Genomic DNA, 17111 nt, shown 5'->3' with positions numbered 1-17111 from the left:
ATTAATTTTTATTTATCGCAGAACTCTTCGTATTCTTTTGCATTCATAAGATCTTCTATTTCATTTTCATCAGCTAATTCAATCTTACAGATATAATTAGTATATGGGTCAGTATTAATTAATTCTGGCTCATCATCCAAATCTTCATTAACCTCTACTATTGTACCTCCAACAGGCATATATATGTCTGATGCAGCTTTTACTGATTCTACAACACTAAATGCATCTTCCTTAGCGAATTCATCATCTACTTCTGGTAATTCCACATAAACTATTTGACCCATAGCATGTTGTGCGTAATCTGACACACCTATTATTGCAGTATTCCCATCTACTTTAACCCATTCATGATTTTTAGTGTAATAATAATCTTCCATAATTTTCATTGTTAATTCCTCCTAAATTTATTTTATATTATTTAGTGTAGATATAAACAAGGCATAGCCTCTTTTGTTAACTATTTGGAATAATTTTTCTTGTAGAATTTTTTGCTTACTACCTTAGCTGGTACTTGTTTTTTCCTGATCTTAACACTTACATCTGTACCCATTTTTGTATAATCTATATCAATTAAACCAAGAGCTACAGTTTTACCTACTGATGGTGATTGATAACCTGTAGTAACAACCCCTATCTTATCTCCTTCAGGTGATAAAATATCATAACCATGTCTAGCTATACCTTTTCCAAGTAATTCAATACCCACAAGTTTTCTTGATAGTCCTTGCTCTTTTTGTTTAATCAACACATCTTTACCTATAAAATCTGTATCTAATTTTACAAAATATCCTAAAGATGCTTCTAATGGAGTTATGTCTTTATCTATTTCATTTCCATATAAAGGTAATGCAACCTCGAATCTAAGTGTATCCCTGCAACCTAACCCAGCAGGTTTTAATCCTTCATCTTTACCAGCTTCCATTATTGCTTCCCATATATTGACTATATTGTCTAGAGAAGTATATATTTCAAAACCATCTTCTCCTGTATATCCTGTTCTTGATACAATACATTTGTTATTATTGACTAACACGTTCTCATTGAATCTAAAAAATGTGATTGCCTGTAAATCAGTGTCTGTCAATTTTTGGAGTATTTCTTGTGCTTTTGGTCCTTGTAGTGCAACTTCTGCTACATCATCGCTAATATTTTCTAAATCAACATCAAATGAACCTTTTTGCTCTACCATCCAATTGTAGTCTTTTTCAATATTGCTTGCATTAATGACAAGGAGGTAGTCAGTGGTATTATATTTATAGACTAACAAGTCATCTACTACACCACCGTTTTCATAGCACATAAGTGTATACATAACTCCATTATCAGTAATAACTGATATATCGTTGGTAACTAGATTCTGTATGTATTTTTCTGCCTCTTCTCCCTTAACTGTAACTTCGCCCATATGACTTACGTCAAACATCCCTGCATTATTTCTTACAGCATTATGCTCTTCAAGAATACTCTCATAATATAATGGAAGTTCAAAACCTGCGAAATCAACTATATTTCCATTATATTTCTTATGAGTATTGTATAAAGCTGTTCTTTTACTTTGTTCCATATGTAAACCTCCCTAATCTATATATTGAACTTAAGCATCTATACACCCAATTTAAATAAGCTCAATATATTTTTCTTGATTTCATAAGTCTAATAGATATAAATAATTGCCGCTATATAACAATTATTTAATTGGACTTATATAGAATATATTAGTATTATGATTTAAAAACCATATAGCATAACAGTCGTTCAGATAGTATAGGGGAATATTTCGTCAGCTAATTAAACGTCCATGTTTAAAAAGCTGAGTTCGCCGTCCTGGCTCACTGCTCCATATTCCCCTATACTATCTTCGCTCGGTAATCTAGCCATACCTTTTAAGCATTATTGGATAGTATAATTAAATATAAAAAAGGATAAGAGAGCATTTTAATGTAAATGCCTCTTATCCTGTATTTTTACCTGAGAGATTCTATCATTAAGATATTGCTCCTTCGGTGCTTTCAAAAAGCTTTCCAGAATTCCCATCCAATTACGATCCTTTTGCCTGAAAGATTCTATAGAAATATGGCTATTTCTATGTTGCTTCTTCGGCTCCTTAAATAGGTATCTCTCGCAATTTTCCCATAGGATTCATTATTTAATTATTCTTTTAATCATATTATATACTAATATATATGTTAATGAGTTTAATAAGTTACACTCATCATTTATAACTTCATATTAATGTATTATCAGAAATTTTTCAAGTGTTTTTATAAAATATATTAATAAATATTAATAAAAGCAAACACCTGATCGCTAATCATTAATCATAAAGGTGATTATACCAAAACTTTCATCTTTCATTCTATTAAAGCTTTCTCGTGCATTAGTTGTTTCAACAAGGTCTAGAGTATAGCAGTATTCAGTTATACCTGATAAATCCATTTTGAAATTAGTTTCCCATGTATTGTTCATAATCCATGAGTACACATCTCTTTTATTGTTCTCTTCCTTGTTGTCACAAAGAACTATTGGATGATGTTTTAATTCTCCCATATATATAAGTGGTGTGTCTTTTGTTTGGATTAAGATAGTATTCTTGTCTGATTCATATATCAAGCCATTATCAACAAGATAATATTCCATACAAGTACCTGGAATCTGATCGATACCTGGTCTCATGACAGCATCACTTTTATCAATATATTTTGTTGCATCAAGATTATCAAGTGTTAATGGTAGATATACACTTTCAATATCTGTAGATAATGTTTTGGCTATTTTGTATTTAAACTCTAATTTTGGTAGAGTATTATATAGTTTTATAACTACAGAACTAAAATAAGTCCCTTCCAATTCATATATAAGTTCAACAGTTGTAAATATCTCGCCATTATCAATGATCTTAATATAAACTAATTTTCCAATATATTTTTCTGCATGAAGACCACGTATATTTCTACCTAATAATCTTCTTTCTTCATATACATCTGTTTTTACTGGTGTTTTTTCATAGATAGGAGTGAAGAATGCACTATCTCCATCTTTTAGCATCTCAACCTTATCAACCTTATTGTAGAAGGAAGTTACTCCTTTACCTATTTCATAAGATATTTTGAAGTAATCATTTTCTATGCCATAAGGAATTTTATAATTTGTTGTATCGTAATCATTAACGATATCTTTGACTCTTTCTGCTCCTACATAAGCAACTCTTGTATTAACAATTTCTTTTTGAAGAACTTCTTCATAACTATAGACTTTTTCTTCATTAGCTTCAAAAGTGTCTACAAAGCTGATTAGAACACCTCTTGGATGAGAAGACATCTGAGCCTTCATTTCTTCACCTGTAGATTCACAAATAACTTTGACACCTTGATATTTCCATACTTCTATATAGAATTCTACAATGCTTTTACATCTTGTATTGGATGGATTAATTGCTTTTATCTTACCACTTAGATCATAATAACGAAGTTTGTCACCTTTTTTATGAGTAATTCTATTAAGATCTTTAGCTGAAGCCTCATGTGCCTTAGATGCATAGCTTATATTTCTAATGTCTAGATTCTGCACCATTGTATCATAAGGATTAGTAATTGTAGAAGAATGACCCCAAGTATGTTCAGCAAATAGTAACATGTTGTCTTCTGCTTCTCTTACTAATTTTTCATTACTTATGTCACCATCTTTATCTAATCTTTTACATAAATGGTACATTCTTTGAGCTTCTTTGTAGTGTTTTACTGCATATGGTGTACTTCCCACACCATTAGCCCACCAATCTGTTAAATCACCTGTATAAACTGGTGCATCTTTTACTTGGTCTTTAATCTTATCATAGAATTCTTGCACTGTTACCATTTGAAGTTCAATCTCATCACCATAGACATCATTAAACTCTTTTATAGTTCTTATAATATCTGTATTTGGTGGAGCGTTGTCACTAAACACACCTGATACACAGGCAGGAATAAAGTTATAATCATATCCATTTTCAGCGCATTGTTCAAGATAATTATCTATATTATGCTTAAGTGCATCAATATGATTTTGAGGCTGAGTTTTGCCGAAATAGTTTTCTGTCATGAAATTAATGTTCTTGTTATAGATTATACCTAAAGCATTACCCAAATTGTAATGTTCTCCGCTGAATACTAATAATCTTTTACCATCTTTATTTTCCCAATAATAAGGTTTTTGATTTTGATAAAGAGGGTACATTCCATGATGAGTATGAATGTTAGTAAATAAAAATTCGATATTATTATCCAATAATACATCAAATGTTCCGAGAGAAATTCCATTGACATCTGCATTCATGGCTACTTTTACATCAATTCCCTGTTCACCAAAAATATCAACCATTTCTTTTGTTCTTTTGTTTAATACTTCCTTATCAACTAAATCATTAAAATTCAAATACGTAGCAGATAATCCAATATTATTAGATTTTACTACATCATAGAAATCATTTTTCTCTTGTTCTGTAGCTTCCTCTAAGAATCTTTCTACACAATAGTATGTTTCACAATTCCACTTGAAGTCTTTATCGATTGTTCCATTCTTATAGCCTTCTTTGATTGTATTTACTGCCGACTTGATGTAATCAACATGAGTATAAATAATTCTTTCTTGTAAATCAGTATAACCGATGTCAGTGTGTGAATGATGTAGAATATACATGGTCCATTTTCTATCTAGCATAGTATAAAAGCCTCCTTAACCTTGTACCATTAATAATATACTTCCAAATAATGATATACTAATACTTCTACAAAATATTGTTTATTCTTGTTTATTTTTTGTTTTATTTTGTCTTGTTAATTTACATATTATACTTATTTTTTTATAAATATTTTGTCCTTATTTTACTTTTTTGCTAAAACAACATATATGACTTAGAAATTGGTAATACTTATTATATGATTATATAAAATAATTAATCGAGGAAGTGATTCAATGAATTTAAATAATTCTATACGTTGCCCTGTTTGTAATTCTACTAATTTAATGGCAAAACATCAAGCTACCTTCACCTATTCTTATAAAATAGGTACAGGTGATAATAATATACCGCAAAATGATAAGAATGTATCTTTTGAATTTGATACTAGGGAAAATGGAGATTCTTTTCAATACATCCAATGTGAAAATTGTGGCACCAAATTCCCATGTGATTTCAACCTTAATCCTGACCAATTCGACTTTACTATACTCCAAAAAGCTGTTCGCTCTGACCACACAAGAAAACCTGAATTCTTAGGATAGGAGATTATAATGAGATTATCGAAAAACCTGACAAAAAATATAGATGTGATCAATAAAATACTACCTATCAAAAAAAGTTTTGATATCATTGGACGAGATATTACTTTTGGCAATACAAAAGGATATCTTGTCTTTATAGATGGATTTGCAAAAGACGATATAATGTTATGGTTACTAGAAAACCTTCAAAACCTTCCTTCACAGAATACAACTATAAATGATTTGAAACAATGGATATCAAGTCATATAGGATATATAGAAGTTGAAACCTTCGATGATTATGATACTATTAGAGATTCTGTACTATCAGGAGCAGTTGGTTTAATATTAGAAAATCAATCTGAGGGTATAATAATTGATGCTAGATCTTATCCTGCAAGAGGTCCAGAAGAACCGGATCTTGAAAAAGTAACACGTGGTTCTCGTGATGGATTAGTTGAAACAGTGATATTCAATACTGCATTAATAAGAAGAAGAGTAAGAGATTCTCGATTAATCTTTGAAATGACTACAATCGGAAAACGTTCTAAAACAGATGTGTCGATTGGTTATATTGCAGATTTGGTTAACGACAAATTACTTGATGATCTCCATAAAAAAATCGATAATATTCAAGTTGAATCCCTTATCATGGCTGAAAAATCTCTTGAAGAACTTTTAATAAAGAAAAAATGGTATAACCCAATGCCACAAGTACGTTTTACAGAAAGACCTGACGTTGTTGCAGCTCATCTACTCGAAGGTCATATTGCTATTATAGTAGATACATCACCAAGTGTAATATTGCTTCCTACAACATTCTTTCATTTCACTCAACATTCGGAAGACTATTATCAAAATCCGTTAATAGGAACATATATAAGATGGATAAGGTTTTTGTCCATTTTGATAGCAACAGTATTATCACCGCTTTGGCTAATGTTTGCATTAAACCCATCGTATCTGCCTGAAGCATTAAAGTTTGTTGGCCCAGAAGAAGTTGGTAACATACCTTTATTCATTCAATTCATCATATTAGAAATAGGTCTTGATATGTTAAGGATTGCATCAATTCATACCCCTAATACCTTATCTACTTCTCTAGGTATAATCGGTGGTTTGATTCTTAGTCAATTCGCTGTAGATGTAGGTTGGTTCATACCAGAAACCATATTGTATATGGCGATTGTAGGAATATGCACCTTTGCTTCTCCAAGCATTGAATTTGCACTAGCAATACGTTTGTTTAGACTATTCCTATTATTGCTGACTGGTTTATTCAATGCATATGGATTTTTTGCCGGTATAATAATCATACTTATCATTATCGGAACGACCGAAACCTTCAGTGGTATGCGATATACATGGCCTCTCATTCCTTATAATGGAAAAGCTCTTTCTAATATACTCCTTAGAAAACCTATAATTGAAATCAAAAGAAATAACAAAAAATACAAAGATAACAATAAATCAGTTAATTAAATATTATAATACTCTTTTTCACCTGTATCTTTATTCACCTAATGTCGCCTCTACAATCAAAGGCAGATGATTATAAGATACAGGTTCTCTATTAAAATTCTTATAGAACCTAATATTTCGAAATCCTAGTTTTTCAAGATAAGTATTTAGTTGTTTTTCCAATAAAGGATAGAGGTATATTTCATTTGAAATTATCTCTCCTGTATCTTTTATAGTTAATCTTGTCTCAAAAATTAATCTTTCATCCCTTATTTGTTCAGAATAGAATCTTTCAAATTTGATAAACTCATTTTCTATAATCGGTAACTCTTTAATACTTTTATCTAAGATATACTGGTAATTCAATATCTGAATCAAAAGCTTTCCATTAGCTTTTAGAACAGCCTTCATATTCTTTAAAGCTTCGAAGATTTCCTCTTCATTAGTCAAGTGAACTAATGTATTACCAAAGCAAGTAAGGATATCAAAACTACTATTCCCCAATTTCTCTTCTATTTTCAACATATCCATAACTTGAAAGGATATATTGTCCTCTTCAAAATTTTTCGCTGCGTATTTTATCATTTCAGAATTAAGGTCAATTCCTACGACTTCAACACCTTTTGCAGCAATAGTTCCAGCCATATGTCCAGTAGCACACCCAATATCTAATAATCTACATGATGAATAATCTGAAATACTTCCTAGGACATAATTAACCATGCTTTCTTTCAAAGGAAATATGTTATCATAAGATTTAGATATACTTTTATAAAAACTCATTTATTCACCTACTTTTCTAAGTTGTTCCAATATAATTTTAGTTCTTCAAATCCAATTAAAGATTGGTCTTTGTTTTCACCACGGATTGAACCCATAAGCCTAGCTATAGATAGTTCAATACCCATCAAATCATCTCTTTCAACACTAAATTGGACTCTGTTATCCACCATATCCCATGCATCTTTTAACTTTTCCATATCTTCTAGGCCTTTTTCCCAATCACTATTAACTATATCTTCATTTAAATTCTTGAGCAAGGTTTCTACATCATCATCCTCACCGAAGGGTTTTTTTAAGAAACCACCAGAATTCATTATTAATATAAATATTCCTAGAATTATGCAAGTAAATGTGATTATTATCATCTTTTTCATTTAATAATGTTCCTTTCATATTATACCAATTTTATATTAATTTGTCATCTACATGATCTCTATATAAATCAATATATAACTCTCCAGATGTTTTAAGTACAGCTAAATAAACTTCTAGCGGACTCTTAATTCCTCTAGTTTTTAATTGATCAATTAACCACTTTTCATCTAAATTAACTTTATTAAGATTATGCTCTAGAATAACACCATTATAGATTAGCTCTTTACTAAGTCCTATATAATCAGTTGATATATTCATATCATTTGGAGTTAAAGTTTGAAATTGCGATTTTTTTAATACTGTTAATTGTCCATTAGTCTCTAGTATTGCAAATTCAACTTGACTAATATCAAAAATGTTATTTATTCTTAACTGTTCTAATAATTCAAATAAGCTATATCTCAATTGCTTTAAATTTTTTTCAAGTATTTTCCCATTAGCTATCAACACTCTAGGTTTTCCATTAATGTATTCTGATACTATAGGAAATTTAATTGCAAGTAACTGAACTAAGAATACCAGTGTCACCCATACCACCAATCCTACCCAATGGGGCCATGCAGAAGAACTTAAATCAGTAGTAAGTGTAGACGCCATAGAACCAATAGTTATTCCTAAAATATATTCAAATAAAGTTAATTGACTAACTTGCTGTTTTCCTAGTAGACGTGTGAATATTAACAATGAAAAGAAACCAATTACACCTCTTACAATGACTACAAGACTCTCATTCAAATTATCACCTCCTATATTAGTATTTACTATTTCCATGAATAATATGTTATAACTTACAATGCAAAAATAAGTGGGTTTACATTTTCTTCACGTATTCAAATAGATGGCATATTATATTAAAAAAGGTTTTTACTATCTAACATAGATATTATTTTGATTATTAATGATTAGCTTTAATATAGTTAATCATTGATATTTTTATAGATCTTCAATCCGTAATAGGTATAGACTCTATTGCGGATTGAAGTAATAGATAAATGAGGTGGATTTTTATGCATTACTACTCTTCTCAACCAAATTATAAATATCTTGTAGTAGGTACTGACGTATCAATTCCTTTATCTAATGGTAAATACACCAAAGAAATTAATTTTGATAATGCTGCAACTACACCACCATTGACATCTGTTATGAAAGCGGTAAATGATTTTGCCCCATGGTATTCATCTATACATCGTGGAACTGGCTATAAATCTAATCTATCATCAGAGATATACGATGCTACAAGAAAAACTGTAGCTGATTTTGTTAACATGGATAGGGACTATTCTACAGTCATATTTGTTAAGAATACTACTGAAGCTATTAATAAAATTTCCAATAAATTATCACAAGTCATTCATAATGGGATAATATTATCCTCATTCATGGAACATCATTCCAATGATCTGCCATGGAGAAAAAATTTCAACATGGACTATATTAATCTGGACCATAAAGGAAGTCTATCTCTAGAAGACTGTGAACAAAAGCTTAAAAAGTATAATGGTAAAGTTAGATTAGTAACCATTTCTGGTGCTTCTAATGTTACTGGATACAAAACTGATATTCATGCATTTGCAAAGCTGGCACATAGGTACGGAGCCAAAATCCTTATTGACGGTGCTCAGCTTATTCCTCATTCACCTATAGACATGAAACCAGCTTATTCAAATGATCATATTGACTATCTGGTTTTCTCTGGTCATAAAATATACGCACCTTTTGGTACAGGTGTCCTTATAGGTCCAAAGAATGTTTTCAAGTATGGTTCTCCTACTCAGGTTGGTGGAGGGACTGTAAAAATAGTTACACCCAAAAGTGTTATGTGGGATGATGTACCATATAAAGAGGAAGCAGGGACCCCTAATATCATGGGAGTAGTTGCCCTGAATGCTTCATTAATGGAAATGAATAAATTAGGGATGCATAACATAGAAAACATGGAATTAAACTTAACTGAATATACATTAAATAAATTAAATAGCATTAAAGACGTTGTCATATACGGTAATGAAAATAATTGTGATAATAGGATAGGTATCATTACTTTCAATATAAAAGGACTTCATCATTCTATGGTAGCCAATATTTTATCAAAAGAAGCCGGTATAAGCGTAAGAAGTGGATGCTTCTGTGCTCAACCTTATGTGCAAAAATTATTATACCTAACCAAAAATGATATAAATAAACTGCAAAGAAATCCTCGTTATCCACGTCCTGGCATGGTTAGAATTAGCTTTGGTTTGTATAATGATTATTCAGAAGTTGACATATTGATAGAACTAATCGAAAAAATAGTAAAAAACAAATCATATTACTTAAAAAAATACCCTTCTAAACATCATGAAATTTCCAGTTCTGCTAGATATTAAAATAGAAAATAGAGGAGCCTATGAGGCTCCTCTATAGTATTATTCAGCAATTCTTATTTTAATAAAATCTTTCTTACTAATTAATTCTCCACTTTCAGGCTCTTGACTAATAACCTTGCCACTGCTATATGATGAATCTTTAACAGTTTCAAAAATAATTGTCAAGTCATTCTCTTCAGCAATATCTTCTATTTCACTAACTGAGTATTCCGAGAAATTAATCACACTATATAGTTCTCCTAGAGAAACTACAACCTCAATATTAGTATCCAATTCTGCATTAGATTGGTTATATATATTTTGAGAAAAAATCAATCCATAATCTAAATCATTAATATGTAATTCAGTTTTAGTTATTGTTAACTGAGCACCTTTATTATTTTGTTCATCAACCCATTCTTGTAATTCAGTGACAGATCTATTAACAAATTTAGGTATATTTATGGTATCGCCCAAAGAATAATAAACTGTGACATAAGTACCTTTATTGACTTTAGTTCCAGTTTCAATTGATTGTGAAATAAATTTTCCTGCACTAGTTCCCTGTTGATATATTTCCACAACCTCTACATTAAGGTCACTGGTTTGTGAATAGTTACTTACTTCACTCTTACTCATATTTACAAACGATGGAACTGTTAAGCCTGATGATATTGTAATTTCAATATCAGAAGACAGATCAATATCATCATTATAAATATTCTGAGATATTATCTTCCCATATTCTAATCCTGTTCCTGCTTGTTCATTAACAATCAAATCAAGATTTGCCCCATTATCATTTGCTTCTTCAATCCATTCTTCTATATCCTGCTTCAATTCATTTATGAAGCTAGGTACAGTTATTCTATCTCCAAGAGAATATTCTGCCCTCATCTCCATTCCTTCTTCAACTACTTCTTCTGCCCTGATGGATTGGGATAAAAATTCTCCCTCTCTGGTGTCCTTAACATATTTCTCTATGATTTTAACATCTATTGAGTTATCATCATATTCTTTAGCTTCAGCTACTGTTAATTCACTGAAATCTGGAACAACTATTTCTTCCCCTTTAGAAACGATAAAATTTAGTACCTCATCACCTAATAATTCATCTCCATCAGGAATACTCTGATACATTATTTTATCCTTTTCGTAAATAGAATTATATTCATAAGTATAATTATAGTCTATTCCATTGCTCTTAGCCCATATATCTACATCAAGTAATGCCCTATTAAGGAAATTATCCATAACTATGATTTCTTCCTCTTCTTCTTCAGTACCTTTTGAAATGATAAATCTTACTGTATCTCCTTCTTTTATTTCTTCATCAGCTTTTATGCTTTGGTATGAGATACTATCTTCTGGATATATATCGCTATATTCGTAAGAATAAGTATATCTTATTCGATTATTTTTAGCCCATATGTCAGCATCAATAATAGTTCTGTTCAAAAAGTTTTCCATTATTATTGTCTCATTTTCATCTCCAGTTGATATGACGAATGAAAATACCTCATTAACATCCATTTCTTCTCCAGACTTAACACTTTGATTGATTATGATATCTTCATCATATAAGGAACTTTTCTCGTATGAATAAGTATATTCCATATTATTATTTTTTGCCCATATATCTACATCAATCATGGTTTTATTAATAAAGTCTGGTACGACTACTGTATCAAATGTTTCTGTATAACTAATAGCAAATTCAATTTCAGAACTTCTCACAAATGTCTCATCCGTAGCACCTATCAACTCATATGATATCAAATAATTAGATGGTATTTCTTCACTTTCAATATTATTGAATTTATAATTAATAATACCGTTCTGCTCTATCCAATTCTCAATACTTGTTTTGGACCAGCTAGTATCAAAATCTGGAACTGCAATCTTTTCATAAGGATCTTTACCTTTTGAAATGGATAATTTTACAGTTGAATCTTTCCCTACCTTTTCTCCCGGTTCTATACTTTGAGATATAATATAATCATCTTGTATTTCATTGCTGTATTCTTCTTCATAAGTAAGTATAATGTTTTTATCATTAGCCCATGCTGCTGCATCTTCATACAACATGTTAGAAAAATCTATCAATTCTGTTTTTCTATTAACTATTAAATATATACTTATTACAGCAATTACTAATATAATTATTTGTACAATCCACTTCTTATAATTACTGGTTTTTTGGTATGTAAATTCTTCTTGTTGAAAACTAGCATTTCTAGTTTCGTTTAGATTAGCTAGAAAATCCTTTTTATGATTATCATCTTTGACACTATTGTCTTCTTCAATAATATTATTTTCTATCTTAGATTCATTCTCTATTTCATTATTATTATGAACCTCTTCATTAGTTTCTAATTCCTTTTCCTCATCTAAATTGAAATTAAATCCATCTTTGAATATATCCTTGTTTTTATTACTATCCATGTGCTACATCCTTTCAGTAAGCTTACCTTCAACTAATTTCAACTGAATATCACTAAGACCTGCTATACTATCTGAATGAGTAACAACAATAACACATTTATTATATTCTTTTGCTAACATCCTTAATATCTTGATTATTTCTTTTTCAGTAGCAGTATCTAGATTCCCAGTAGGTTCATCAGCCATTATTAAGTCAACATTAGTTGCAAGTCCTCTAGCTATAGCAACACGCTGTTGCTCTCCTCCTGATAGCTTATATATGCTTCTTTCAGCTTTTGTCTTAACTATGCCAAATTGGTTAAGTAAATTTAAGGCAGTGGTATAATGAGGTTTTGGAACCTGGTTATTGGTTATTTCCATTACATTGACTACATTTTCAACAGCTGTAAGATATGGAATTAGATTAAACTGTTGGAACACAAAAGATAGATTATTTCTTCTATATTTTCCAAGTCCTATATCATTAATATTTTTACCTTCAAAATAGACATTTCCTTCTTGTGCTTTTTCTAATCCACCTGCAATTGCCAGTAAAGTTGTTTTCCCGCTTCCTGATGGTCCTAGTATAGAATAAAATTTTCCTTTTTCAAAAGTATAATCTAGATTATTTAGAATCATTCTTTTATTATTACCATCAATATATCCATAAGATATATTTTCTAATCTTAATATGGACATTCTCTCATCTCCTTTAAGTCCTATTAATTAAAATCTGTTTTGGATTGAATCGCATAACATATAGCGAAGGTATTATGGTACTTATTATGGACATAAGTAAACCTAAACCAAACAATTGAATTAAAGCGGTTATATCAAAATTTATATCTACTTTATTATTTTCTAATGACAGCTTATCATTTTTTTGTGTCCTATTAGTGTTCATATCAACTTGATTACCTCTTGTATTTACTGATTTACTATTACCCATACTAAATTGCCCTGCGGATCTCATCATAAATCCTCTATTATTATTATCAGAGCTACTGATAATATCACTTTCTAATACTGTTGAACTTATTTTTTCTCCAATAACAGAACCGGTAAAAGAAGATAGTATAAATGCAATAATTGCTATTATTGTTACTTCTATTACAAATTGCATCACTATTTTTATTTTACTTTCACCTACAGCTAACATGATACCTATTTCTTCTTTACGTTCATTTACAGTAAGCGCAGTAATTAACCCTATTATGGCAGCACCAGCAACAGCAATAATGATAACCATGATTTTTGCAATGACACCCAATTTTTCAATAGGTCCCATTAGGCTGTCGTATAAATCATCATTAGCATCTAATTTACCATAATTGAATTTTATTTTGTTCTCTGCTTCTATTTTATATTCATCAGTATATAAGGGATCTTTTAAATGAATAACATTAGATGTGATTAATAAATGTTCTAATTCTTCATCTGATAGACCTATGGATTTAAGAATATTAAAAGGAACATATAAACGGTTTTGAGGTAATAATGAAGCTCCTCCTCTACCAATCAATCTTTGGTCTACTTCTTCGTTAGTTTTATATATTCCAACAATTTTTAATTCCAACTCTACATCTTCATAATCTAGTACTGAAACAGTATTAGTTATTGTATCACCTATTTTCAAGTTATTGTTGGAAGCTATTGTTTCTTCAACAAGTACAACATTCTCACCAGAATTAATTTGATCTATGGATGGAAATTCTCCTTCAACCAATTCTGCACTACCATTATCAAAATCAGATGGTGCAACATCACTGAATAGCTTTATATCAAAAATATGATTAGAAGCATTAGCTCCTCCTGTATCTTGAGTATAAGACTCTAGTTGTTGGATATCAGCCTCAAAAGATAATGATATATCATAGCTGTCTACATATTCCGAATCAACCACTTTCATAATATTGCTGTATGTAGGACCACCTTTCTCTGTTAGTTTTTCAGAAGTAGTAACCCCTCCCATAAAACTGGCTCTAATTATTGATGAATCATCTTTATTGAGTACTCCTTTTAATGAATCTTCTATAATGCCTTCATTGTCAATAATATAATTTACATCTGCACCAATACTTATTCTTGTCTGTTCTTGTGCTTTTACAGTGGCATTATAAACCAACAATCCTGCCAGAACAAAATTGGCTATTATTAAGAAAATAATACCTAGTAACAAAGTTTTACCTTTCTTGTTTTTAATGTATTTTAAGGCTCTTTTCATAAAATACACTTGTTAAAACCTCCCTTAACAAATTTAGTAGGTTAAGTCTACCAATAAATATTGGTAATAATATGTATTAATTATGTGAAATTATGTGATGATTCTACACTATAGTAATATAAGTCATTTACTATAAAAATAGATTATCCACAATGATTATTGTTCAAAAAATTAGACTGTATCATAATTTTTTTACGTAATATTCCTAAAAAGGTATTTACATAAAACATTACGAACAGCCTATTTTGTTGAAAACGCACCTAACTTAAACTATCAATGTCTTCACTGATACTTTCCCATTCTTCTAGAAGTTTATTTAGTGCTTCTTTCTTTTCATTTTGTTCAACGGATATTTCATTAAGTTTACCTGCATCTGTACTATTTTCAAACATCTCTATTTCTAATTCATCAATAGATGTTTCTAATGATTCAATCTCTATTTCTATTGATTCTAATTGCTTCTTTTTTCTTTTTATAATATTTTCATTATCATCTACTCTTTTACGATTATAATTCTTATTACTACTTCTATTTACTTGTTCCCTTTTCATGATAGTGCTATCAGCTTTTTTCAGGAATTCATTCTTATAATATTCATAATCTCCATTATAGAATTCTAATTTTTTATTTTCTATTTCCCCTATTTTAGTAGCTATTTTATTAATAAAATAACGGTCATGAGATACAAATAATATAGTACCCTTAAAATCAAGTAATGTTTCTTCTAGGATTTCCCTTGAATCAATATCCAAATGATTCGTTGGTTCGTCTAATATCATGAAATTAACTTTTTCGTACATGAGCATACATAATTTTAATCTACTTTTTTCTCCCCCAGATAAAATATTAATTTTTTTGAATACGTCATCTTTAATAAATAATACCTTAGCCAATTCTGTTCTTGCTTCTCCTATTGTGATGTTATACTTATATTGAAAGGCTTCAAGTATAGATGTATTTTCATCTTCAAATTTAACTTCTTGAGGCAGATATCCAATATTTATGTTTGAACCATATTTTATACTGCCTTTATCCTTTTCTAATTCTTCCATAACAATCTTTATCAATGTGGATTTACCTGTACCGTTATCACCAAGTATAGCTAAACTATCTTGATAGAACAATGTCAGGTTAAGATCTGAAAACAGTGTTCTGTTATCAAAACTTTTTTCAACCTCTTTTAATATCAAAACTTCTTTTCCTGTTCTATCAAATCCTTTACTAGACAATTTGATTTTAGTTTTCTCCAAAACAGGTTTATCCAATTTTTCCATTTTAGCAAGTCTTTTTTCCAATTCTTTGGCTCTAACATACATTTTATCGCTGTCACGCATTTTTCCCCAGATACGATACCTTTTAATCTGCTCTTCCATCTTATTGATTTTCTTCTGGTTTTCCTTATATCTATTGTATGCTTCAATAAACCGTCTTTCTTTTTCCATTAGATAATATGTGTAGTTACCATGATATATTGAAGCACCATTATATTCTAATTCAACTATTTTATTAACCACTCTATCCAAAAAATATCTATCATGAGATATTATCAATACTGAACCTTTATACTCTTTCAAGTACTCTTCCAACCATTCAATTGATTTTAAATCAAGATGATTGGAGGGCTCATCAAGAAGCAACAACTCTGGTTTTTCCAATAATATCTTACCAAGCATAATTTTAGATTTTTCACCACCACTTAGATTAGCAAACTTCATCTTTTGTATGGAGTCAGATATTTGAAGTCCGATTGTTACCTTACTCATTTTCTCATCAATGTCATATCCTCCTAGAAGCTCAAATCGTTCTTGAAGCTGACCGTATTCCTTCATGAGTTTATCAATATCATTATCCTCATTAGTCAATGAATGTTCAATCTTCATCATCTTCTTTTTAATATCATATACATCTTTAAATGCAAGATAAAGTACTTCCTTAACACTATAATCTTCTTCAAAGACAGGTATTTGGTCAAGATATCCTAGAGTGACGCCTTTACGATAGAAAACTTCACCTTCATAGTCCTCATGCCCCATAAGAATTTTCATTATGGTTGTCTTACCTGTTCCATTTCTGCCAATCAATCCAACTATTTCTCCTGTTTTTATATCAAAACCAACATTTTCAAATATTTTATTAGCTCCAAAACTCTTTGATAAATTATTAATCCCCAATTCTATCATTGTAATCATACCTTTCAATTTTAATTTATTTTTAAACGCAAAAAATCCTAGACATTAGTCTAGGATCAATAAACA

Annotated in this window: 13 protein-coding genes and 2 riboswitches; of the genes, 3 read left to right on the top strand and 10 right to left on the bottom strand. The window is 30.0% G+C overall.

Annotated features, from left to right (window positions below; translation table 11 throughout):
* Positions 1 to 8: 8 nt before the first annotated feature.
* From gcvH to AACQ14_RS05655, 3 genes are all read right to left on the bottom strand, one after another.
* Positions 9 to 386, bottom strand: a complete 378-nt coding sequence (gene gcvH, locus AACQ14_RS05665; protein WP_339362607.1) for a glycine cleavage system protein GcvH — start codon at positions 384 to 386, stop codon at positions 9 to 11.
* Between the two features lie 71 nt (positions 387 to 457).
* Positions 458 to 1564 (bottom strand): glycine cleavage system aminomethyltransferase GcvT, encoded by a 1107-nt coding sequence (gcvT, locus tag AACQ14_RS05660; protein WP_339362606.1) that lies wholly within the window; start codon positions 1562 to 1564, stop codon positions 458 to 460.
* 389 nt (positions 1565 to 1953) lie between these two features.
* Positions 1954 to 2028, bottom strand: a riboswitch (glycine riboswitch).
* A 3-nt stretch (positions 2029 to 2031) separates the two neighbouring features.
* Positions 2032 to 2132, bottom strand: a riboswitch (glycine riboswitch).
* Positions 2133 to 2307: 175 nt separating this feature from the next.
* Positions 2308 to 4698 (bottom strand): glycoside hydrolase family 38 N-terminal domain-containing protein, encoded by a 2391-nt coding sequence (locus tag AACQ14_RS05655; protein ID WP_339362605.1) that lies wholly within the window; start codon positions 4696 to 4698, stop codon positions 2308 to 2310.
* Positions 4699 to 4953: 255 nt separating this feature from the next.
* Between AACQ14_RS05655 and AACQ14_RS05650 the strand changes: the two genes are divergently transcribed.
* Together AACQ14_RS05650 and AACQ14_RS05645 are read left to right on the top strand one after the other, a co-directional pair.
* Complete coding sequence (locus AACQ14_RS05650) at positions 4954 to 5262, top strand: hypothetical protein (protein ID WP_339362604.1); 309 nt, start codon at positions 4954 to 4956, stop codon at positions 5260 to 5262.
* A gap of 9 nt (positions 5263 to 5271) precedes the next feature.
* Entirely contained in the window at positions 5272 to 6723 is a 1452-nt protein-coding gene (locus AACQ14_RS05645) for a spore germination protein (protein WP_339362603.1), read from the top strand.
* A 30-nt stretch (positions 6724 to 6753) separates the two neighbouring features.
* On the opposite strand, the gene AACQ14_RS05640 is transcribed toward AACQ14_RS05645, so the two are convergent.
* The 3 genes from AACQ14_RS05640 to AACQ14_RS05630 are packed head-to-tail and all read right to left on the bottom strand — an operon-like array spanning position 6754 to position 8595.
* Entirely contained in the window at positions 6754 to 7485 is a 732-nt protein-coding gene (locus AACQ14_RS05640) for a class I SAM-dependent methyltransferase (protein ID WP_339362602.1), read from the bottom strand.
* An 8-nt stretch (positions 7486 to 7493) separates the two neighbouring features.
* Positions 7494 to 7859 (bottom strand): DUF4363 family protein, encoded by a 366-nt coding sequence (locus AACQ14_RS05635; RefSeq protein WP_339362601.1) that lies wholly within the window; start codon positions 7857 to 7859, stop codon positions 7494 to 7496.
* 31 nt (positions 7860 to 7890) lie between these two features.
* Positions 7891 to 8595: a DUF421 domain-containing protein gene (locus AACQ14_RS05630; protein ID WP_339362600.1), complete on the bottom strand. Its 705-nt coding sequence runs from the start codon at positions 8593 to 8595 to the stop codon at positions 7891 to 7893.
* 272 nt (positions 8596 to 8867) lie between these two features.
* Between AACQ14_RS05630 and AACQ14_RS05625 the strand changes: the two genes are divergently transcribed.
* Entirely contained in the window at positions 8868 to 10229 is a 1362-nt protein-coding gene (locus AACQ14_RS05625; protein WP_339362599.1) for an aminotransferase class V-fold PLP-dependent enzyme, read from the top strand.
* Positions 10230 to 10268: 39 nt separating this feature from the next.
* Here AACQ14_RS05625 and AACQ14_RS05620 read toward each other — a convergent pair whose 3' ends face one another.
* The 4 genes from AACQ14_RS05620 to abc-f form a co-directional block, all read right to left on the bottom strand.
* Positions 10269 to 12653: a PASTA domain-containing protein gene (locus AACQ14_RS05620; protein WP_339362598.1), complete on the bottom strand. Its 2385-nt coding sequence runs from the start codon at positions 12651 to 12653 to the stop codon at positions 10269 to 10271.
* 3 nt (positions 12654 to 12656) lie between these two features.
* Positions 12657 to 13331 (bottom strand): ABC transporter ATP-binding protein, encoded by a 675-nt coding sequence (locus AACQ14_RS05615; RefSeq protein WP_339362597.1) that lies wholly within the window; start codon positions 13329 to 13331, stop codon positions 12657 to 12659.
* Between the two features lie 13 nt (positions 13332 to 13344).
* Positions 13345 to 14856: an ABC transporter permease gene (locus AACQ14_RS05610; protein WP_339362624.1), complete on the bottom strand. Its 1512-nt coding sequence runs from the start codon at positions 14854 to 14856 to the stop codon at positions 13345 to 13347.
* A gap of 260 nt (positions 14857 to 15116) precedes the next feature.
* The gene (abc-f, locus tag AACQ14_RS05605) at positions 15117 to 17045 is read right to left on the bottom strand and encodes a ribosomal protection-like ABC-F family protein (RefSeq protein ID WP_339362596.1); all 1929 of its coding nucleotides are present in this window, start codon (positions 17043 to 17045) and stop codon (positions 15117 to 15119) included.
* Positions 17046 to 17111 lie beyond the last annotated feature (66 nt).

It is taken from the genome of Vallitalea maricola, assembly GCF_036985595.1.
Classification (GTDB): Bacteria; Bacillota; Clostridia; order Lachnospirales; family Vallitaleaceae; genus Vallitalea; species Vallitalea maricola.
The sequence above is the reverse complement of the archived record's forward strand: the minus strand, read 5'-3'. Positions and strand labels throughout refer to the sequence as shown.

Bases quoted from the DNA above. Each gene is read 5' to 3' on its own strand.
- gcvH (WP_339362607.1), bottom strand. From the start codon at position 386: ATGAAAATTATGGAAGATTATTATTACACTAAAAATCATGAATGGGTT.
- gcvT (WP_339362606.1), bottom strand. From the start codon at position 1,564: ATGGAACAAAGTAAAAGAACAGCTTTATACAATACTCATAAGAAATAT.
- AACQ14_RS05655 (WP_339362605.1), bottom strand. From the start codon at position 4,698: ATGCTAGATAGAAAATGGACCATGTATATTCTACATCATTCACACACT.
- AACQ14_RS05650 (WP_339362604.1), top strand. From the start codon at position 4,954: ATGAATTTAAATAATTCTATACGTTGCCCTGTTTGTAATTCTACTAAT.
- AACQ14_RS05645 (WP_339362603.1), top strand. From the start codon at position 5,272: ATGAGATTATCGAAAAACCTGACAAAAAATATAGATGTGATCAATAAA.
- AACQ14_RS05640 (WP_339362602.1), bottom strand. From the start codon at position 7,485: ATGAGTTTTTATAAAAGTATATCTAAATCTTATGATAACATATTTCCT.
- AACQ14_RS05635 (WP_339362601.1), bottom strand. From the start codon at position 7,859: ATGAAAAAGATGATAATAATCACATTTACTTGCATAATTCTAGGAATA.
- AACQ14_RS05625 (WP_339362599.1), top strand. From the start codon at position 8,868: ATGCATTACTACTCTTCTCAACCAAATTATAAATATCTTGTAGTAGGT.
- AACQ14_RS05620 (WP_339362598.1), bottom strand. From the start codon at position 12,653: ATGGATAGTAATAAAAACAAGGATATATTCAAAGATGGATTTAATTTC.
- AACQ14_RS05615 (WP_339362597.1), bottom strand. From the start codon at position 13,331: ATGTCCATATTAAGATTAGAAAATATATCTTATGGATATATTGATGGT.
- AACQ14_RS05610 (WP_339362624.1), bottom strand. From the start codon at position 14,856: ATGAAAAGAGCCTTAAAATACATTAAAAACAAGAAAGGTAAAACTTTG.
- abc-f (WP_339362596.1), bottom strand. From the start codon at position 17,045: ATGATTACAATGATAGAATTGGGGATTAATAATTTATCAAAGAGTTTT.